At 60.3% G+C, this 18,781-nt stretch carries 17 protein-coding genes and 1 pseudogene; 11 read left to right on the forward strand and 7 right to left on the reverse strand.

The features are described 5' to 3' along the window. Positions 1-33: 33 nt before the first annotated feature. Positions 34-1,008, reverse strand: coding sequence for an ABC transporter substrate-binding protein (locus tag I6L47_RS19875; protein WP_005338444.1), 975 nt, complete (start codon positions 1,006-1,008; stop codon positions 34-36). A 445-nt stretch (positions 1,009-1,453) separates the two neighbouring features. Between I6L47_RS19875 and nrdD the strand changes: the two genes are divergently transcribed. The 4 genes from nrdD to I6L47_RS19895 all read left to right on the forward strand — a co-directional run bounded on the left by nrdD (position 1,454) and on the right by I6L47_RS19895 (position 4,985). Beyond that, positions 1,454-3,571 (forward strand): anaerobic ribonucleoside-triphosphate reductase, encoded by a 2,118-nt coding sequence (gene nrdD, locus I6L47_RS19880; protein ID WP_021229151.1) that lies wholly within the window; start codon positions 1,454-1,456, stop codon positions 3,569-3,571. Positions 3,572-3,671: 100 nt separating this feature from the next. Then, positions 3,672-4,181, forward strand: coding sequence for an anaerobic ribonucleoside-triphosphate reductase-activating protein (gene nrdG, locus I6L47_RS19885; RefSeq protein WP_216948172.1), 510 nt, complete (start codon positions 3,672-3,674; stop codon positions 4,179-4,181). A gap of 64 nt (positions 4,182-4,245) precedes the next feature. Continuing rightward, complete coding sequence (locus tag I6L47_RS19890; RefSeq protein ID WP_005338440.1) at positions 4,246-4,416, forward strand: YqaE/Pmp3 family membrane protein; 171 nt, start codon at positions 4,246-4,248, stop codon at positions 4,414-4,416. 176 nt (positions 4,417-4,592) lie between these two features. Next, positions 4,593-4,985 (forward strand): TonB family protein, encoded by a 393-nt coding sequence (locus I6L47_RS19895; RefSeq protein ID WP_216948173.1) that lies wholly within the window; start codon positions 4,593-4,595, stop codon positions 4,983-4,985. Positions 4,986-5,042: 57 nt separating this feature from the next. On the opposite strand, the gene I6L47_RS19900 is transcribed toward I6L47_RS19895, so the two are convergent. From I6L47_RS19900 to I6L47_RS19920, 5 genes are all read right to left on the reverse strand, one after another. Beyond that, complete coding sequence (locus tag I6L47_RS19900; protein ID WP_042058536.1) at positions 5,043-5,399, reverse strand: MliC family protein; 357 nt, start codon at positions 5,397-5,399, stop codon at positions 5,043-5,045. Positions 5,400-5,542: 143 nt separating this feature from the next. Continuing rightward, positions 5,543-6,271 (reverse strand): ABC transporter substrate-binding protein, encoded by a 729-nt coding sequence (locus tag I6L47_RS19905; protein WP_254204776.1) that lies wholly within the window; start codon positions 6,269-6,271, stop codon positions 5,543-5,545. Between the two features lie 210 nt (positions 6,272-6,481). Then, positions 6,482-7,579: a DUF2955 domain-containing protein gene (locus tag I6L47_RS19910; protein ID WP_204797096.1), complete on the reverse strand. Its 1,098-nt coding sequence runs from the start codon at positions 7,577-7,579 to the stop codon at positions 6,482-6,484. After that, positions 7,569-8,624, reverse strand: coding sequence for an HlyD family secretion protein (locus I6L47_RS19915; protein WP_216948175.1), 1,056 nt, complete (start codon positions 8,622-8,624; stop codon positions 7,569-7,571). Before I6L47_RS19915 ends, I6L47_RS19910 begins: the two co-directional genes overlap by 11 nt. Next, positions 8,621-9,136, reverse strand: a complete 516-nt coding sequence (locus I6L47_RS19920) for a MarR family transcriptional regulator (RefSeq protein WP_216948176.1) — start codon at positions 9,134-9,136, stop codon at positions 8,621-8,623. Before I6L47_RS19920 ends, I6L47_RS19915 begins: the two co-directional genes overlap by 4 nt. Positions 9,137-9,434: 298 nt before the next feature. Here I6L47_RS19920 and I6L47_RS19925 point away from each other — a divergent pair, with 298 nt between their 5' ends. The 5 genes and pseudogenes from I6L47_RS19925 to I6L47_RS19945 all read left to right on the forward strand — a co-directional run bounded on the left by I6L47_RS19925 (position 9,435) and on the right by I6L47_RS19945 (position 15,298). Further along, positions 9,435-9,605 carry a hypothetical protein gene (locus I6L47_RS19925; RefSeq protein WP_162838752.1) on the forward strand — a complete coding sequence of 57 codons (171 nt, stop codon included), beginning with the start codon at positions 9,435-9,437 and terminating at the stop codon, positions 9,603-9,605. A 517-nt stretch (positions 9,606-10,122) separates the two neighbouring features. Beyond that, positions 10,123-11,439 (forward strand): annotated as a pseudogene (locus I6L47_RS19930) (2-hydroxycarboxylate transporter family protein). 23 nt (positions 11,440-11,462) lie between these two features. Further along, complete coding sequence (locus I6L47_RS19935) at positions 11,463-13,013, forward strand: NAD-dependent malic enzyme (protein ID WP_216948177.1); 1,551 nt, start codon at positions 11,463-11,465, stop codon at positions 13,011-13,013. A gap of 17 nt (positions 13,014-13,030) precedes the next feature. Beyond that, positions 13,031-14,599 (forward strand): sensor histidine kinase, encoded by a 1,569-nt coding sequence (locus I6L47_RS19940; protein ID WP_216948178.1) that lies wholly within the window; start codon positions 13,031-13,033, stop codon positions 14,597-14,599. A 3-nt stretch (positions 14,600-14,602) separates the two neighbouring features. Next, positions 14,603-15,298 carry a response regulator gene (locus I6L47_RS19945; protein WP_139410036.1) on the forward strand — a complete coding sequence of 232 codons (696 nt, stop codon included), beginning with the start codon at positions 14,603-14,605 and terminating at the stop codon, positions 15,296-15,298. Between the two features lie 76 nt (positions 15,299-15,374). On the opposite strand, the gene I6L47_RS19950 is transcribed toward I6L47_RS19945, so the two are convergent. After that, positions 15,375-16,274, reverse strand: coding sequence for a DMT family transporter (locus I6L47_RS19950; RefSeq protein ID WP_042055263.1), 900 nt, complete (start codon positions 16,272-16,274; stop codon positions 15,375-15,377). A 233-nt stretch (positions 16,275-16,507) separates the two neighbouring features. On the opposite strand from I6L47_RS19950, the gene I6L47_RS19955 reads away from it, so the two are divergent. Together I6L47_RS19955 and I6L47_RS19960 are read left to right on the forward strand one after the other, a co-directional pair. After that, positions 16,508-17,311, forward strand: coding sequence for a helix-turn-helix transcriptional regulator (locus tag I6L47_RS19955; RefSeq protein WP_216948179.1), 804 nt, complete (start codon positions 16,508-16,510; stop codon positions 17,309-17,311). A gap of 148 nt (positions 17,312-17,459) precedes the next feature. Next, a complete protein-coding gene (locus I6L47_RS19960) occupies positions 17,460-18,740 on the forward strand; it encodes a GGDEF domain-containing protein (RefSeq protein WP_216948180.1) in 1,281 nt (426 codons plus the stop codon). Positions 18,741-18,781: the final 41 nt, after the last annotated feature.

An 18,781-nucleotide genomic window follows, 5' to 3' on the forward strand; every position in this document is an offset into this window, starting at 1 on the left:
GGCATGGCCGGGTTCTCTTTTTTGTTTCGGCGGTCACTCACGCCAGAGGATCTTGTGGCGCCATTTGTCGGGCACGGTGAGCTGCCAGCGGGCCAGCTCGCTCTTGCTGAAGACATATTCGCCGCGCAGGGCCGCGCGCGGGGAGATGGTACGGGGCAGGGTGCCCGCCAGTATGGTGTTGATGAGGCTGGCTGCCTGTATCCCCTGATCGTGGCCGTCCAGCACCAGCCCGCCGATGGCCATCCCCTTGCCGACGGTAAATTCCCAGAAACAGAAGAGCGGCACCGGCGTGTTGGCGCTGGTCCACTCCAGCACAGTCTTTTCGCTCACATGCTTGCCATTGTCATCGACCAGCGTGTGGTAGAGGCCGAGGAAGATTGCCTGATAGCCGTTCTTCTTGGCGTTGAGCACCGCCTCCTGCCAGAGGCTGTAATCCCCCATCAGCTGGCTGTTGATCCGGGTCTGACCGACCCGCAGCTCGGTCTGGGTCTTGAATTCATCCTCAATGGCAGTGAGGGCCACATTGCTGGAATCAAACAATACCAGCGCCTTGTCGAGCCCCCCCATCATCTGGCTTATTTCGCTGATGTTGCGTTTGAGCAGGGGGCGCTCCAGCACGCCGGTGATCTTGGGGTGGCCGACAAAGCCTTTGAGGCGCGGGTTCTCGTTCATGCCAAGAAATACCACTGGAGTGCCCAGCGAGGCGATCTCGTTGGCCAGATAGTTGATGGCGTTGTCATCCCCCAGTACTACCAGATCCGGTTTGCTCTTCAGATAAAAGGCGATGGCTTGCTGGGCTATTTCGTCGAACTTCTCCCGTGGATGGCGTTTGGTGTCCATATAGAAGTGAGTGATCTTGTGCTCCCCCTGCAAGCCATCGAGCAGCCCTTTGTTGTAGCTTTGGTCCCACAGGTATTCGGGATGGTAGCTGCTGATCACCAGAATGTTGGCGGCCCAGAGCGGCAGAGAGAGGGTGGATAGCAGTAGCAATAGCAGGGAGGTGCGCATGGGTTGTCCCTTGTCGAGGGGGAGAGAGTTCTTGTTCAGTATGGGCGGTTTTGGTTGACGCTGTCATCTCGAAACCTGTGCGGCGGGGGGCGATTTTTTTTCGGGTGGGCGGATCGGACGCCAGCCCGCACCCTGCTTGAGGTTGGATTTGAATGGGGCTCTTTTAGGTTGGTCGTGAACTGTCCCGCTCGCTGAAAAACCTGTTCTGGATCAAGAAATGAGGCTGCACTTTGGTGCCTAATAGACACCACATATAGGGATGCATTCGTTTTTAATCCCTATATGTTGTGTTATTAAGCTGTGTATAAGCTGTTCCCCTCCTATCTTCAGCCCAGGCTTGTCAAGCCTCGGCTGAATTTATTTGCGTCCAGGACGAGATGCCGGGAGGGGGGCCCAACAAGGGTGAGCCAGAGGCAAATGCCTGGCCTTTTAACGGGGAAAATTCATGAAACCGGTTGTGATCAAACGTGACGGATGTCGCGCACCATTCAATGCCCAGCTGATTGCAGAGGCGGTCAGCCGTGCGGCGGAAGCGGTCAATCAGGCCAATCCGGCACTCGCCTCCCGCATTGCCAATGCGGTGAGTCAGGAGCTGGAAGGGCGTGGTGAAGTTGATATCCACGAGATCCAGAACCGGGTCGAAAACCACCTGATGGCTTCCGACGACAAGGCCATCGCCCGTGCCTATATCGAATATCGCCACGACAGGGATCAGGCTCGCGAGGCGCGCGGCCGTCTGGCGCAGGAGATCCGCGGTCTGGTCGAGCAGACCAACGCCGCCCTGCTCAACGAGAATGCCAACAAAGACTCCAAGGTGATCCCGACCCAGCGCGACTTGCTGGCCGGTATCGTCGCCAAGCACTATGCCACCAGCCACATGCTGCCCCGTGATGTGGTTCAGGCTCATGAGAGCGGTGATCTGCACTTCCACGATCTCGATTACTCGCCTTTCTTCCCGATGTTCAACTGCATGTTGATCGATCTGAAAGGGATGCTGACCCACGGCTTCAAAATGGGCAATGCGGAGATCGATACCCCGAAATCCATCAGCACCGCCACTGCCGTGACCGCCCAGATCATCGCCCAGGTGGCGAGCCACATCTATGGTGGCACCACCATCAACCGCATCGACGAAGTGCTGGCTCCCTATGTGACCATCAGCTGGCAGAAACACCGTGAAGTGGCCGAAGAGTGGGGCATTGCCGACGTAGAAGCCTACGCCATGGCCCGCACCGAGAAAGAGTGCTACGACGCCTTCCAGTCGTTGGAATATGAAGTCAACACCCTGCACACCGCCAACGGTCAGACGCCCTTCGTCACCTTCGGCTTTGGCTTGGGAGACAGCTGGGAGTCGCGGATGATCCAGCGCGCCATCCTCAGCAATCGCATCGCAGGCCTTGGCAAGAACAAGAAGACCGCCGTGTTCCCGAAACTGGTGTTCGCCATCAAGGATGGCCTCAACCACAAGCAGGGCGATCCCAACTACGACATCAAGCAGCTGGCGCTGGAGTGTGCCTCCAAGCGAATGTATCCGGACATCCTCAACTACGACCAGGTCGTGAAAGTGACCGGCTCCTTCAAGACCCCCATGGGCTGCCGCTCCTTCCTCGGTGCCTACGAGGAGAATGGCGAGCAGATCCACGAAGGTCGCAACAACCTGGGGGTGGTGAGCCTCAACCTGCCGCGCATCGCCCTGAAATCCCGTGACGAAGCGGACTTCTGGGATCGTCTCGATGCCTCCCTGCGGGTCGCCAAGAAGGCGCTGATGTACCGCATCACCCGTCTGGACGGGGTGAAAGCACGGGTTGCTCCGATCCTCTATATGGAAGGGGCTTGCGGCGTACGCCTCAAGGCGGACGACAACGTCAGCGAGATCTTCAAGAACGGCCGTGCCTCCATTTCCCTCGGTTATATCGGGGTTCACGAGACCATCAACGCCCTGTTTGGTGACAAGGTGCACCTGTTTGACAGCGCCGAGCTGCAACAGAAGGCCATCGCCATCATCGCCCGTCTCAGGGCAGCCATTGACGAGTGGAAAGAGGAGACTGGCTACGGCTTCAGCCTCTACTCCACCCCGAGCGAGAACCTCTGCACCCGTTTCTGCCGCATCGACGCCAAGGAGTTTGGCGTGGTATCCGGCGTGACCGACAAGGGGTACTACACCAACAGCTTCCACCTCGATGTGGAGAAGCAGGTCAATCCGTACGACAAGCTGGACTTCGAGGCGCCCTATCCGCCCATCGCCAGCGGTGGCTTCATCTGCTACGGCGAGTACCCCAACATCCAGCACAACCTGGAAGCGCTCGAAAACGTCTGGGATTACAGCTATGACAAGGTGCCCTACTACGGTACCAACACCCCCATCGACGAGTGCTACGACTGCGGCTTTACCGGCGAGTTCGAATGTACCTCCAAGGGCTTTACCTGCCCGCGCTGCGGTAACCATGACCCGGCCAAGGTGTCGGTGACCCGCCGTGTCTGCGGCTACCTCGGCAGCCCGGATGCGCGCCCCTTCAATGCGGGCAAGCAGGAAGAGGTGAAGCGCCGCGTCAAACATATGTAAGCGCACAGGCGATGAAGAGCTGGTCCCTGACTCAAGGGGCCATTTTCATTGGAAGGCGGCAACCATGCCGCCTTCCCGTGAACGAGGCAGGAAACAAGCGATGCACTACCACCAATACTACCCGGTCGATGTGATTAACGGCCCCGGCACCCGTGCCACCCTGTTTGTCTCCGGTTGTGAGCATCAGTGCCCGGGTTGCTACAACCAGAGCACTTGGCGGCTCGATGGCGGCAAGCCGTTCGATGAGACGATGAGCGATCGCATCATTAGCGACCTCAACGACAGCCGCATCAAACGGCGAGGTCTGTCGCTCTCCGGCGGCGATCCGCTCCACCCGGCCAACGTGCCCCACGTGCTGGCGCTGGTGAAACGGGTGCGCGCCGAGTGTCCGGGCAAGGATATCTGGTGCTGGACCGGCTATCTGCTCGGCGAACTGTCAGAAGCCCAGCGCGAGCTGGTGGCCATGTTGGATGTGCTGGTGGATGGCAAGTATGAAAAGGAGTTGGCAGACCCCGGCCTGCTCTGGCGTGGCAGCAGCAATCAGCAGATCCACGACCTCAACGCCTGGCATGATGCGGGTGAGCTCATTCCCTGTCTGGTTTGCAGTTGAAGCCCGGGATGTTTATGGTTAGCCCATTCCAATCCTGACGACATTCATGAAGAGGAGAGCCGAGATGAACAATCTGCTCAAGATCCTGCTGGCCATTTTCCTGCCCCCGGTGTGCGCGTTTATCCAGGTGGGCTTTAGCCTGCACTTTTTAATCAACATAGTGCTGACCCTGATGGGCGGTCTGCCGGGCATGGTCCATGCGCTCTGGCTGGTGGTGAGCGACAAGCGCGGCTGATGCCAGCGGCTGGTTAGTGAGCTCATTGACTATAAAAGGGCCAACCTCTCGGGGTTGGCCCTTTTGTTCATGTTCATACGAATACTTTTTCGTTAGGATGGGTGACTGACCAAGCGGGCCGCGTTGAGCGCCCTGCAGTCCGGCAACAAGCACCGGCAGAGAACAAGGAGCGTTACATGAAGTGGAAAGTCGCAGTATGGTCAGGTCTGGCAGTGACACTGTTGCTGGGGTGCTCATCCCGTCAGGAGGTAGCGCACGAGCGCGCTCCGATCGCTATCCCTCTCGAGCAGTTGTCCAGCTACTGGGTTCAGGAGAAGCAGTGGTCATGGCTTGGCAATGACGAGCCCGCCCTGCCGGCCAAACCGGTCAAGGGGTATGTGGAAGTGCGCTATCAAATCGACGCCAGCGGCACGCCGGTCAAGCCGGAAGTGGTGGCGGCTGAGCCCCCCGGCGAACTGGAACAGAGCGCGCTGGCGACCCTCTCGCGGATCCGCTACAGCCCGGCAGAGGGCAACTCGGATGCCATTCCGGTCGAGGTGACCAACCGCTTCGAGATCGAGATCAACTGATCCCCCACCACTCTGATGCCAGAGTAAAGAGAGACCCCGGCCAGGCCGGGGTCACGTTTATTGCTGTTTGCAGTCGTTGTAGGCGGTCTGCCACTCGCCATCTTGATCCCGAAGCTCGACAAAGCCCTCATCCCCCTTGTTCCACCAAACGGCCTCATGTTCGTCCGTATAGCGGGCGCCGGAGGCCGAAATGGCTTGGGGCAGGGTGTAATCCTTGCCGTCCGGCAGTGACAGCTTGATAAAGCTGAGGCTTTCGTCGGAGAGGGAGAAGTAGCGCACCTGCACCTTCTTGCCCTGCTCACACTGGTAACTGACCGGTTCGCCACCAGTGACTGAGAGGGTATTGCCCTGATTGCAGCCAGCGAGCAGGCCGAGGGCCAGCGCACCAGCGGCCATCATATGTACCTTATTCATGATTACAGCTCCATTGGTGTCATACGGGCGTGAGCCTAACAGGTTGCTGTTATTGTGCAATCCGCACGGCCATTCGGTGCGTCGCTCGCTGTCCGGTATACCGCGCGAGTATGAGGGGGGCGCAATCAGGAAGGCATCGTCAATCAGTAGAGGCCAAGTCTGGTTTCAAACTGGCGGATCAGCGTCTCATAGATGCCGTTGTTCTTGATCTTCTGCAGCCCCTGTTCGAACTGTTTGGCCAGTGCTTCCCCTTGCGGTTGGTGGCGGGAGAAGGCGAGCCAGAAGCCATCAGTGGAGAGCTTGCCAACCTTGACCACCTTGCCGGTCAGCTGCTTCTGCTGGATCTTGAGGTAGCCCGGCATGCCGTTCATCAGGATGTAGTCGACCCGGCCACGTACCAGCATCTCGAGGATCTGGGCATCGGATTTGGCCTGAAAGCGGGTGATCCTGGGGTTCTCCATAAAATCGGTGGGGTAGGTGTAGCCGAGGGTGATGCCCACCCGCTTGCCCTCCAGCGAGGTGAGCTTGAGATCCCGTTGCGGCTCGCTGGCAAGGGCGAAGATGGCAAGATCCTCTTCGAACATGGGGGTATCGTGCCAATGGTACTGGTAGCGGTTCTCTTCGGTGATGGTGGCGTTGAAGCACCCCGCAAGTTTGCCGCTTTTCGCATCGTGCATGCAGCGGGCGAAGGGGAGGGTGCGAAAGACAATCTCGATCCCTTCGGCGGCGAACACCGCCTTGACCAGCTCAGGCGCCAGTCCGTGGGGCTGGTCATCCTCATTGTCCTTGTTGCGCTCGCAGTAGGGGGCCCAGTCATCTTCGGCACCAATGACAAGCGAGGTGGCCCCGAGCGGGCTGGTAGCCAACAGCATCAGACAAACCAGCCATTTTTTTAACAACGGAACCATAAGTGTGCACCTCATCGACAGCAGCCTTACAAGCATAGCCACACTTCTGCGCTGACTTGTAGTGGCAGGAGTATTGGTGAGGGAGGTAAACGAGGGCGAGAAAAAAAGCCCCGGCAGGCGACGGGGCGAAAGAGAGCTCATCCATGGGCTGACAACAGTGCTTACAACAGGAAATCAATAACCGAAGCGGGTCGCCTCGAAGCGATTGAGCAACCGGTGGACGAGGTAGCAGGCCAGCAGGGTGACCACGATGGCAAACAGGATGCTGCTCACCCGGTAGAGGGCGCTGAACACCAGATCGTTGCCCGGGGTGAGGTACTGGCCAAACAGGATGCCGAGGGTAGTGAGGGCGCCAAAGCCGACCCCCGAGCCGCCTGCCTCCTTGACGTGGGCATGGCTGAACAGCATGGCGCCGAGCCACAACAGTGGAGCGACCAGCAGCAGTTGCCCTGACCAGTCATAGAGCAGCAGCTGGCCGAGCAGGCCGAAGGTGACCCCCAGCAAGGTACCCATCGCCCGTTTACGGGCATAACTCAGCGCACCGTTCCAGTGCATGGGGAACAGCACCAGCAAGGTCGTGGCCTGGGCAGACATGGAGTCGCGCAGGTCAAACACCTGAAATACCAGAAACGACAGGGTGGCCACAGTGGCACCCAGCAGGGCTTCATGACGCATCCGGTGCGGTGCCTTGGGGGCCGAGGCTGGCTTGGGTCTGGCCTCCACATCCGGGATCAGCATGGTCATCAGGTAGGCGATCAGCACCGACAGCACGCTCGCCCAGATATTGTTGAGGATCAGGTCGTTGAGGTCGGTCTGCGGATAGCTGGCAAAGTGCAGCATGATGCTGAGGCTCAGCACCCCGTTGGCCCCGAACAGAAACAGGCTGCCCCGCGACATGGCGGCGAAGCGGTAGAGAAACAGCAGGAAGGCGATAGGGGTCATCAGCGCCGGATGGCTGCCAAACAGTCCCCCCAGCAGCCCGACCTCCACCCCACAGACCACCGCCGCCGCGATCAGCTGGCGTGCGGCATGGCCATTCATCACCGGCACCATCCCCAGCAGCAGCACCGGTGTGACCGTATAGAAGACCCCGTAATTCCAGCCAAACAGCTTGCAGAGCAGAAAGCCCGTGGTGCAGCCAAAGGCGATGCGCAGGCACTGGCGTAGCTCGTTGCCGGTGAGGGGCCGATACCAGAGGTGAGTGGCAGCACCACCGACGGGGTGGGCTGGGGCAGTATTGGCCGACGGGTGAGTGGCGTGGTTAGTAGACATAATGGAGCAGGCTGAGCAGGTGGATCTGGCCCCGTGCCAGCATGGCGGTCAGGGCATTGTCCGGCAGCAGTTGCACCGTGGCCCGCGCCCCGGCTGGCAGATGGTCGGGGAGCTGCTCCAGCTCGAGGTGCAGCCGCATCCGCTGGGCATCCCGTACCCAGCGATCCGACTCCACCGGTGCGGCCAGTCGCCCGTTGGCATCAAATTGACCGGCACTCACTCCGGCATCCAGACTGCTTACCCGGGCAGGATAGAGCTGACCCGGCTCGCCATCGAAGGCGACCAGTGCGCGGGTTTGCTCGCCGACATGGCGCAGGCTCTTCTCCCGAAAATCGGCTATGACATCGACCTGTTCCGACACCAGCGCCAGCAGCGGGCTGCCGGCGCTGGCGATACTGCCCGGCTTGAGCTGCAGGTTGGTGATGGTGCCATCCTGATCCGCGTGGACCCGGCTGTAAGAGAGGGCCAGCTGCACTTGCGCCAGCTTGTTGCGGGCCTGGCGCAGCAACAGATTGTCCTCACCGGTCACGCCACGACTGGCCTTGATCTGGGCCAGTTTGGCCTGACTGGCGCGCAGGTTGGCCTGGGCGCTGCGCAGGGCGCTGTCAGCCTCATCTTTTTGTTGCAGCGAAACCATGTGACGTTGGTAGAGCGCATCGATCCGCTCAGCCTCGCGCCACTTCTGGCTGGCCAGGGTCTCCTTGGCGTTGATCTCGGCAACGGCGGCGGTCAGGGCGGCATCCAGTTCACTGTTCTGCTGCTCTGCCTGCGCCAGCGCAAGGCGGGCCTGCTCCACTGCCAGTTCAAAAGGGGCCGGGTCCAGCCTGAACAGCAGCTCTCCTTTCTTGACCTGCTGGTTGTTGTGAACGGCGACCTCGATCACCTTGCCACTGACCTGAGGGGCCAGCTTGGTGACCACACGGGTCGCCATCGCCTGAGGGGTGAGGGGCATCAGCAGGTCGGCTATCAGAAAATAGGCAAACAGGGTGGCAAAGCCCGCCATGGACCATTTGATCCAGCGGGTAAATTGTTGATCCGGGGTCATCTTATTCTCTCTCTGTCGGTCTCGGGAGGGCTTGTATCGCCTCCGGCTTGTCGGTCGTGGTGTTGTTCAATTTTGCTGAGGGCGTTGGCCGAGATCCGCTGCACAGTGGCTTCAAACAGTTGCAGGGTCTGCTCGTCGATGCCCCCCAGCAGCTCCCGGCGGATATTCATGATGCGGTCGGCGATCTGATCGAGCAGGGTCTGGCCAGCCGGGGTCACGCAGACGATGCGGGCCCGCTTGTCCTGACTGCAGCAGTGGCGCTCAATCAGTCCCTGCTCTTCCAGCTGGCCCAGGGTGCGCATCAGGGATGGCAGTTCTATTTCGAGGGCTTCGGCCAGGGTCTTCTGGCTGACATGGCTCCCCATGCGGGAGAGTTTCCACAGCGCGGTCCAGCGGGGATGGGTGAGGCCAAGGGGAGCCAGCTCCAGGTCGGCGGCAGTACGCCATAGCCGGTGCATCCGCGCTATCTGCTCGGCGAGCGACAGCTCGCGCAACCTTTCCAGATCCGTCATCTTCTCATCCTCAATGTACTTAGCATGCTAACTATCATACTTGTTTAGCAGGCTAAGTAAATAGTGTGATGCTGATCATGTTTCTGGTCGGATCTTTCGTTGGTGAGGGCGAGCAGCATTCGAGCCCCTGATATTATTCTCGGGGCTGATCCACTCGAGGCTCTCTTTCCGCTTCGGATATTTCGCCGTGAATGGAGGATATCCGGCGATTATTTTCATGAAATTTTCAGCTTCAGCTCGCAGCTCTTTTTTTATCCGCTAATATTGATGAGGTTATAAAACAAGGGGGAAACGGGTTGTGGATGGATATGACAGTGGATGTGTGTATCTGGCAATTGAAGCGCTGTTGAGTGATGGGGAATATGGTGCAGAGTCACACCATGGCGTGAATCGGGAAGGCGCTATCAGAAGTACCGATATCAGTCATGATTTTGACCCCGCCAATATTCCATTGCTGTTGGCAGAATAGACCTGACCGTGTGTGATCCTTGTGAGTTCAAGCCAGTGCTCTGGTATTCGCTGGCTTGACTCATCACTATTTTAATCTCCCCTTTTTGCATCTTTCTCCTCACCATTTTTCATCGTGCGTGCTTCCTGCACGCTGACTTAAACCCTGATGTGGCATGCCGTGGCACTCGCGTCATGGTGATGACGTTGCCCGCTGACTATCACTCACAGGAGCTGTGGCGATAAATGGTCGCAGAGCTTGTCATCTGGCTCTGTTATTTCCCTGAAGGGGGGAGATCATCGCATCGTTATTACTGCTAATCACCCAAATATCCGCCATTATGGTCGCTCGTTTTATCACCCTATTTCCTGACTTGGTCGGGTATCGGATGTCTGGTGTTCTATTGTGCTGCGCATGTTGGAGGCACCATGATGTTTAAGTTTTTAATGTTTTTATATGGCTTTGCAGTCTGGCTAACCGACAGGGGAGAGGGGGACCAATAAAGTAGCGGCCACAATCACACGCAGAGTACATAACAATGAAAAACCTCTCACCCCTACAAACCACACAAGAAAAGGCCGCCTTTATGGGCGGCCAACAAATTGCCGGTATGCCGCTCTTTATATTTCTGGGGCTGGCGACCTGCGTTCTCTTTTCCGGCTGGAACGGCTAGCTGCCGCTGGGCATGGTCGGTGCGCTGGCACTGATGTTTGTGCTGGGCACCCTGCTGACCGAGCTGGGGGAGCGGATCATGCCGATCCGCGAATACCTGGGGGGTGGCACCATCCTCGCCATCTTTGGCGGCGCCGCCCTGTTCGAATATCAGCTGCTGCCGGTGCAGGCAGGGCAGGTCATCACCAACTTCATGAAGGAGGGAGGGTTTCTCAACTTCTTTATCGCCAGCTTGGTGACTGGCTCCGTGTTCGGTATGAGCGGCGCTTTACTGAAAAATGCCGCCATGCGCTACCTGCCGGTCATTCTTGGCGGCGTGGCGCTGGCACTGCTGAGTGTGGGGCTGGTCGGCTCCCTGATGGGGTATGGCTTCAAGAATGCGGTGCTGCTGATCGGCCTGCCCATCATGGGCGGTGGCATGGGGGCTGGCGCGGTGCCTCTGGTGGAGATCCTCTCCGGCCCGATGCAGATGTCCAGTGCGGATCTATTGTCGCGCATGGTGCCGGCGGTGGTGATCGCCAATACCCTGGCCATTCTGGTGGGCTCCCTGCTGGCGCGCCTTGGTCGCCGTTACCCCTCCCTGACCGGCAACGGCAAGCTGATGGTCAAGGAAAGTAGCCAGAGCATTGCCGACGAGCAGGCCGAAGCGCCGACCCTGCAGAGTCTTGGCATGGGCCTTTTCATCAGCTCCAGCATGTTTGTGCTGGGTTCCCTGCTTGGCAACTTTGTCCCCATGCACCCCTTCGCCCTGATGATTTTGGCCGTCGCCTTTATCAAGGTGAGCGGCCTGCTGCCGCGCCGTTATGAGCAGGCGGCGGCCGACTGGTATCAGTTTGTGGTGAGCAACCTCACTCCCTCCCTGCTGGTGGGGATCGGCGTCGCCTACACCAGTATTCCGGAACTGATCAGCGCCTTCTCCGTCAGCTACTTCGTGCTGGTCATGGTCACCGTGATTGGTGGGGCCCTCGGCGCGGCGCTGGTTGGCCGGATGATCGGTTTCTATCCCATCGAGGCGGCCATCACCGGCGGGCTCTGCATGGCCAACATGGGCGGCACCGGCGACGTAGCCGTGCTCTCGGCGGCCCAGCGGATGAAGCTGATGCCCTTTGCCCAGATATCCTCCCGTCTTGGCGGCGCCGTGATGCTGATCCTGGCTACTGCTCTTATCTCCCTGCTCGCCTGATACCGGATTGAGGAACAAACAAAATGAACGACATCATGATGGGCACCAGCCTGCCCTATGCAGAACGCAAGCGTCAGGGGGTGCGGGGTCGCATGCCCCACAAGGAGGAGTCCCTCTCCCAACAGCGGCGCCGGATCTACCGACTGGTCAGCGCCATGCAGAGTCCGTTTGACCAGCATCTGCTGCTGCGTCAGCTGCAGGAGGACAACCCGGTGCTGTTCTACGATCTGGTGCGCCACCACCTGCCAGAGCTGCTGCCGATCATCTACACCCCAGTGGTGGGGGAGGCGTGTCAGCGCCACAGCGATCTCTATCTGCGCAGCCACGGCCTCTACCTCTCCTGGCATGACAGGGACGATCTCGACGACATCCTCGAGTCAGTGGACCAGGAGGTGGATGTGATCGTCATCTCCGATGGCGAGCGGGTGCTGGGGCTCGGCGATCTCGGTATCGGCGGCATGGGGATCTGTATCGGCAAGCTGGCGCTCTACTCCGCTGCTGGCGGCATCAATCCGGCGCGCACTTTGTCGCTCTGTGTCGATGTGGGAACCAACAACCCCGAGCTGCTGGAGGATGACTCCTACCTCGGCTGGCAATCCCCGCGCATCGATGGCGAGAGCTATTACCACTTCATGGACAAGGTGGTGGCCGCCATTCGCAAGCGCTGGCCGCAGGTGGTGCTGCAGTTTGAAGACTTTGCTGGCAAGCATGCCGCCAACTTGCTGACCCGTTATCGGGACGAGCTCTGCATGTTCAACGACGATATTCAGGGCACGGCGGCGGTCGCCTCCGCTTGCGTGCTGGCCGGGTTGCAACAGGCGGGGACCACCCTCAGTGATGCCCCGGTGCTGATCGTCGGGGCGGGCTCTGCCGGTTGCGGCATCGCCGCCATGCTGGCCCAGCTGGCGGGGAGTCACGACGGCATCTGGCTGTTTGATCAGGACGGGGTGGTCTGCTGCGATCGCCCTGCGTTGACCCGTGCCCAACAGCCATTTGCCCGTGCTGTGGAGGAGGGGAGCAGTTCGCTGCTGGAGACCATCCGTCAGGTGCGCCCGGCTGTGCTGATCGGGGTCAGCGGTCAGGGTGGCCTCTTTACTGGCGAGGTGCTAAAGGCGATGGGGGAGGTGTGCGAGCAGCCGGTGATCCTGCCGCTCTCCAACCCGACTCGCAGCGCCGAAGCAACACCCGAGCAGGTGTGGGCTGCCACAGATGGCCGCGCTTTGCTGGCCACCGGCAGCCCCTTTGCGCCGGTGACGGTGGCGGGGGAGTGGCGGGTGGTCTCCCAGTGCAACAACGTCTATGTCTTCCCGGGGATTGGTCTCGGGGCCTGCGCCGTCAAGGCGCGCCGCATCAGCGATGGCATGTTGCTCGCCGCGGTGCGGGCAGTCGGCGCCTATCCGCTGGTGGCGGGTCGGCTGCTACCCCCCATCGAGCAGGTGGGAGAGGTGGCCCGCGCCGTCGCCAGAGCGGTGGCGCTCTGCGCCCGCGAGGAAGGATTGGCCGATTTTGTCGGCGATCCGGCACCTTTGATTGACCAGACCTGGTGGCATCCGCACTATTGGGCAGCGTCCTGACGTTTTAAGGTATGTGCATGAAACTTCGCCACCAGTTGGTCACCCTCTCTCTCGGGCTCTCCCTGCTGCTGATCCTCATTCTGGGCAGCCTGCTGGCCCTCTTTATCCGTCATCTGCTGGAGAGCAACCTGCAGGATAAGGGGAGCGATCTAGCACGGGTCATGGCGGCGGACACCCGGGTGGTCGAGGCCCTGCGTCAGGGCAGTGATCCTACCCTGCGCGACTATGTGGAGGCGGTCTGCAACCGCACCGACGCCACCTATATGGTGGTGACCGACGAGCATGGTCGCCGCCTCAGCCACCCCAACCCCGATCTGGTGGGTCAGAAGTTCCGCGGCGAGGATATTTGGCCCGCGCTGCAGGAGCGGCGCAGCTACTGCTCCAAGGATCGGGGCACCATGGGGCCAGCGATCCGCTGCTTTTCCCCGGTGGTGGGAGGGGATGGGCGCGTCATGGGGGCCGTGGTGGTGGGCTACCTGATGCAGCAGGTGGAGGGCATCTATATGGAGCGGGTGGCCCTGCTAATCAGCGCCATTGTGGCGGTGCTGGGATGCGGCCTGCTGCTGGCACTCTGGGTGCAATACCTGCTGCGTAAGACCCTGCTCGATCTGGAGCCGGAGGCGATCGTGCGCCGCTTCACCCTGCAGGATCTGGTGCTGGAACACATCACCGAAGGGGTGATTGCCCTCGATGGCCGCGGCAACATCAACATGATCAACAGTACCGCCAGCTATCAGCTGCGGCTGCCGGTCACCGGGCGCCACGCCCTGCAGGGGCAGTCGCTGGCGGAACTGGTGCCGCCCCTTGCCCCCTGTCTGGAGCAGGAGGGGGGCGAGGTGAGCTTCACCATTCAGGGAGAGTCCTTTGTCGGTCGCTGGCAGGCGGTGCAGGGCAAGGCGCCGGGGCGGCTGCTGATCTTCAGCCGTCCGGAGGTGGCTGCCAGTCTGGGGGTACAGGTGACCCATCTGCGCCAGTATGCCGAGATGCTGCGGATGCAGAGCCACGAGTTTGCCAACAAGCTGAGCAGCCTCTCCGGCCTGTTGCAGCTGGGCCATGTGGATCAGGCGGTGGAGCTGATCCAGCAGGAGAACGAAGCGTGCCAGACCATGCTGCAGGAGCTGCTGCGGCTGATCGATAACAAGCCGGTGGCGGGGCTTATTCTCGGCAAGTTCAGCCGGGCCCGCGAGCTCGGGGTGACCCTGGAGCTCGATCCCGATTCGGCGCTGGCGGAGTATCCGGCCTCGGTCTCGGCCGATCTCATTACCCTCATTGGCAACCTGCTGGATAACGGCTTGCAGGCGGCCTGGCGCAACCGCCAGCAGCGGCCGCCCAGGGTGCTGCTCTCCCTGTGCGATGTGGGGCGGCGACTGGTGATCGAGGTGGAGGATAGCGGCGAGGGGGTCGACGAGGAGCTGGCCGATCACCTGTTCGATTACGGAGTGAGTCGCCAGAGCGGCGATCACGGGGTGGGTCTGTTCCTGGTCAAGGAGACCGTGGGTCGGCACGAGGGTGTGATAGAATGGCGCCGAACTGTCGAGCAGACCACCCTGTTTGGTATCTACTTGAATAAAAACAAATTAATGTGAGCCATGGACCCAATAATCACGCTTGTTATTGAAGATGACGATCGGATCGGTGCCATCTTGTCAGAACTGGTGGCGGCGACACCCGGTTTCTCCCTGCTGGGGCGGGCCGGCACCCTGGCCCAGGCCGATGCCATGATGGCCGGTGTGGTGCCCCAACTGCTGCTGGTGGATGTCTCCCTGCCCGATGGCTCCGGCCTTGAGTGGGTGAGCCGCCTGCGCAGCCACAACCGCGAAGCCTATGTCATCATGGTGACCGCCTCGCGGGATGTGGAGACCATCCAGCAGGCCCTCAACCTGGGTGTTCATGACTACGTCATCAAACCATTGCGGCTGTTTCGCATCCAGCAGAGTCTGGACGAGATCCTGCAACTGCACAGTCGCCTCTGCGAGCGGGGTCGGCTGGAGCAGGAAGATCTCGACAAGCTGCTGGGCAAGGGGGGGCGCACTCAGGTCAAGGAGATGCGCGTCACCCCCAAGGGGATCGACAGCATCACCCTGCGTCAGGTGCTGGATCTGCTGGCGGGCGAGCCGGAGAACGTCTTCTCCACCGACACGGTGGCGCTGCGACTCTCCCTCAGCCGCACCACGGCGCGCCGCTATCTGGAGTATCTGGAGTCGGAAGATCGGGTGGATGTAGATCTCAACTACGGTCAGCGGGGGCGGCCGGAGCGGCGCTACCGCTGGCGCCGGGCCGGTTGAGATGCGCACTGGTGTATATTGCAGAAACAACAAGGGAGCCATGGGCTCCCTTGTTGTTTCCGGACGATGTATGTTCTCAGGCGGCTTCCCGTTCGGCTACCGGCGCACGCCCCTTCAGCTGGGAGGCCATCACCCCGCCCAGGATCAGCCCGCCACCCAGCAGGTGATAGCCGTGGATTGGCTCGCCCAGGCCGACGACAGCGATCAGCGCCGTACAGAGCGGCATCAGGTTCATAAAGACCGAGGTGCGCTCTGCCCCCATGCAGGCGAGGCCGCGCATCCAGCAGTAAGCCGCCAGCAGGGAGGAGGCGAGCCCGGCGAAGAGCACCAGTCCCCACCCTTCGGCCGGCACCGCCATCGAGTCGGCACTGAGAGCGAGCGGTACCAGCAGCAGTACCGCCAGCAAGATCTGCATGTAGAGGTTTAGCCAAGGGCCAAACGGCAGTTGCCAGCGGCGGATCAAGAGGCCGTAAAGGGCGTAGCTGGCGGAGCCCAGCAACATCATGCCATCCCCCGGGTTGATGCCGTTGTGGAGCAGGGCCAGTGGTTCGCCCTTGCCAAGCAGCCAGAGCACCCCGAACAGGGAGATACTCATGCCGAGCAGTGCCTGTTTGCCGGGACGCTGGCCGAAGAAGAGCGCCCCTTGCAGCAGGGTGAGCAGTGGAATGAGGGAGCCGATCACCCCCATATTGGTGGCCGAAGTGCTGTGAGCAGCGTAGTAAGCGAGGCACTGGTAGAGCACCATACCGAGCGCCGCCAGCACCAGCAGCTTGCCGAGCCAGGGGCGAACCTCGCTACGGCGGCGCCACAGCTGCGGCAGGCAGAAGGGGGTCAGCGCCAGAGCGGCGATCACCCAGCGATAGAAGGAGATAGCCGCGGGGTCGAGCACACTGGCGGCCGCCTTGGACACCACGGTATTGGTAGCCCAGATCAGCACCGCCATCAGCGGAAAGAGAAGAGGGGAAAAGATTCGCATCAGAGGCTCCTTATTAACAAGGGGCCAAGTCTACCCTTGTCTTTATATTATCAAGTAGCGTAAAACAGACAGATGACCCAGCAGAAAAGACAACTCTTTCTGATGCACCTTATTCCGGCCCACACGGACTGCGTTTGCCCGCAACTGATGGCTGCTTTTGGCCTGTGCCGGAGACCGAGCCAACAGGGCGTTGTATCAAGCCTGCTCCTCTCTCTCGCTGACAAGGGGCGCTGATGGCCACTCACCACTTTCAGCCGGTAGATGTCGTTCTGCCCGCTCCCAATCCGCTCTTTTTCAGTTACCAGCAGATGCTGGCCGACAGCGCGACCGTGCTGCACTCCCACCCCTGGGGCCAGCTCAACATGATCAGTCTGGGGATCATGGAGATAGAGCTGGGGGATCAGCGACTGGTGGCCCCTGCCGACTACCTGATCTGGGTACCGGCGGATCTCGACCACACCTCCTACAACGAACAGACCCTCGACTACACCTCCATCTACGTCAGTCACGAGCTGGCGGCCAAGCTGCCGCCAGAGCCCAGATTGCTGCTGCTCACCCCGCTTATTCGCGCCCTGCTGAGCGACTTTTGCGAACGGCGGGTAAGCCATATGGCGGATGAGTGGGATCAGCGCCAAGCCGAGCTACTGGTGGAGCGACTGGCGCGCACCCGCTGTCAGGAGAGCTACCTGCCGATGAGTCAGGACAAGCTGTTGGCTCTCATGCTGGCGGCGTTGCACAGCGATCCTGCCGATCCCCGTACTCTGGCCCAGTGGGCCGGACAACTGCACACCACAGAGCGCACCCTGGCGCGGCGTTGCCTGCGGGAGCTGGGGATGAGTTTCGGTCAGTGGCGGGCACGGTTGCGGCTGCTCAAGGCGCTGGCCTGGCTTAAGGGCGACATGCCCATTCAGGAGATCAGCTGGCGGCTCGGTTACGGTTCCACCTCGGCCTTTATCGCCATGTTCAACCGGGAGCTGGGCTGCTCCCCCCAGCGTTATCGCCAGCAGTCGGCAATGCGGGTTGGCACTGCGCTTTAAAAACGTGACAGAGAGCAGTGAACTCCTTGATAAGTGGCATGTTTTTTGTGATTCACGGGGTTATCATAGTGGCTTGTTATCGCGTGCTATCCGGTGCCACCGCCTGTTCCAGTTGCACGGGTATTCCTATTTACGCGATGGGGTCAGCATGATCGCTTCCAGTTCCCGTTTTGCCGAGTTGCTGTTCTGGTATTTGCTGGCGCTGACTGGCTGCTCCATCCTGCTGTTCGAGTTTGGTCCCGAACGGGTGCTTGATATCAAGGAGTGGCCGCTCTCGGTAAGCGTGTTGAAGGCGGAGGATGCTGCACCGGGAGCGGTGAGTTACCGTCCCTCGGCCGATGGTAATCCCGGCGTGGAGTGTGTACTGACCGCGAGCCCCGACAGCTATCCCAGCTGTGGTCTGGTTCTCACCCTGACCGCGCGCGAAAAGGGTATCAATCTTGCCCGATTTAATACTCTCCATATCCGCTTGAGCGTGACGGGTGGCAAGGAGCAGGATTGGCGTTTCTACCTGCGCAACTACAATCCGCTTTTCGACAAGATGGATGACCCGTTGCAATCCAAATTCAACGAAATCATCTTTCGTCCTGCCGATTACGGCAAGGACCACGAGGTGCCTCTCGATGTGTTTACCCCGGCAACCTGGTGGATCAAGCGCTACAAGGTGCCGTTACAGTTACAGGGGCCTGATCTGAGCCGGGTCTACGCCATCGAGATTGCTGCGGGGTCATATATGTCGCCGGGTGAGTATGGCGTGGTGATCGAGGAGCTGCAGTTTCACGGCAACTGGCTTGAGCCTACCCTTTTCTACCGGTTGATCCTGTTTGTCTGGTTTATCTATGGCTGTGCAGTCTTTCTGGTTAACCACCTAGCCATGAAGCAGCGTTTGTTGCATGCCCATCAGGCCAAGCTTGAGGTGGAGGTGCTGAACCGTACCCTGAGCGAAGAGAATCGCCGCACCCGTGAGGAGGCCTGTTATGATCCACTGACCGGTGCTTTCAACCGGCTTGGTGGTGAGCGACTGCTGGCCGATATCGCTGATCTGTCGTTTTCCTTCATCTATATCGACGTTGACCACTTCAAACAGATCAACGACATCCACGGTCACCCGGTGGGTGATGAGGTGCTCAAGCATCTGGTCAGCGAGATCCTGCGCCATTGTGATGCGCTCTGCCATCTGGTGCGCTGGGGCGGTGAGGAGTTCGTGCTGGTCTGCCTTCACTACGATGAGCTGCGGGCCTGTGCGCTGGCCGAGAGGTTGCGCGCTACCCTGGAGGCTGATATCCATTGGCCGTCCGGATTGCGGGTGACCGCCTCGTTCGGGGTGGCTGAGCGTGCGGGTGAGTCGCCAGAGCAGGTGCTCAAACGTGCCGACGATGCGCTCTATCAGGCCAAGACGCAGGGTCGCAACCGGGTTGCGAGCCACTGACTGCGATGCGTCGAGATGCCGTGTGCTTTATTCCAATATCG

This window comes from Aeromonas sp. FDAARGOS 1417 (genome assembly GCF_019046985.1).
GTDB classification, from domain to species: domain Bacteria; phylum Pseudomonadota; class Gammaproteobacteria; order Enterobacterales; family Aeromonadaceae; genus Aeromonas; species Aeromonas veronii.

Bases quoted from the DNA above. Each gene is read 5' to 3' on its own strand.
- I6L47_RS19875 (WP_005338444.1), bottom strand. From the start codon at position 1,008: ATGCGCACCTCCCTGCTATTGCTACTGCTATCCACCCTCTCTCTGCCG.
- nrdD (WP_021229151.1), top strand. From the start codon at position 1,454: ATGAAACCGGTTGTGATCAAACGTGACGGATGTCGCGCACCATTCAAT.
- nrdG (WP_216948172.1), top strand. From the start codon at position 3,672: ATGCACTACCACCAATACTACCCGGTCGATGTGATTAACGGCCCCGGC.
- I6L47_RS19890 (WP_005338440.1), top strand. From the start codon at position 4,246: ATGAACAATCTGCTCAAGATCCTGCTGGCCATTTTCCTGCCCCCGGTG.
- I6L47_RS19895 (WP_216948173.1), top strand. From the start codon at position 4,593: ATGAAGTGGAAAGTCGCAGTATGGTCAGGTCTGGCAGTGACACTGTTG.
- I6L47_RS19900 (WP_042058536.1), bottom strand. From the start codon at position 5,399: ATGAATAAGGTACATATGATGGCCGCTGGTGCGCTGGCCCTCGGCCTG.
- I6L47_RS19905 (WP_254204776.1), bottom strand. From the start codon at position 6,271: ATGCTGTTGGCTACCAGCCCGCTCGGGGCCACCTCGCTTGTCATTGGT.
- I6L47_RS19910 (WP_204797096.1), bottom strand. From the start codon at position 7,579: ATGTCTACTAACCACGCCACTCACCCGTCGGCCAATACTGCCCCAGCC.
- I6L47_RS19915 (WP_216948175.1), bottom strand. From the start codon at position 8,624: ATGACCCCGGATCAACAATTTACCCGCTGGATCAAATGGTCCATGGCG.
- I6L47_RS19920 (WP_216948176.1), bottom strand. From the start codon at position 9,136: ATGACGGATCTGGAAAGGTTGCGCGAGCTGTCGCTCGCCGAGCAGATA.
- I6L47_RS19935 (WP_216948177.1), top strand. From the start codon at position 11,463: ATGAACGACATCATGATGGGCACCAGCCTGCCCTATGCAGAACGCAAG.
- I6L47_RS19940 (WP_216948178.1), top strand. From the start codon at position 13,031: ATGAAACTTCGCCACCAGTTGGTCACCCTCTCTCTCGGGCTCTCCCTG.
- I6L47_RS19945 (WP_139410036.1), top strand. From the start codon at position 14,603: ATGGACCCAATAATCACGCTTGTTATTGAAGATGACGATCGGATCGGT.
- I6L47_RS19950 (WP_042055263.1), bottom strand. From the start codon at position 16,274: ATGCGAATCTTTTCCCCTCTTCTCTTTCCGCTGATGGCGGTGCTGATC.
- I6L47_RS19955 (WP_216948179.1), top strand. From the start codon at position 16,508: ATGGCCACTCACCACTTTCAGCCGGTAGATGTCGTTCTGCCCGCTCCC.
- I6L47_RS19960 (WP_216948180.1), top strand. From the start codon at position 17,460: ATGATCGCTTCCAGTTCCCGTTTTGCCGAGTTGCTGTTCTGGTATTTG.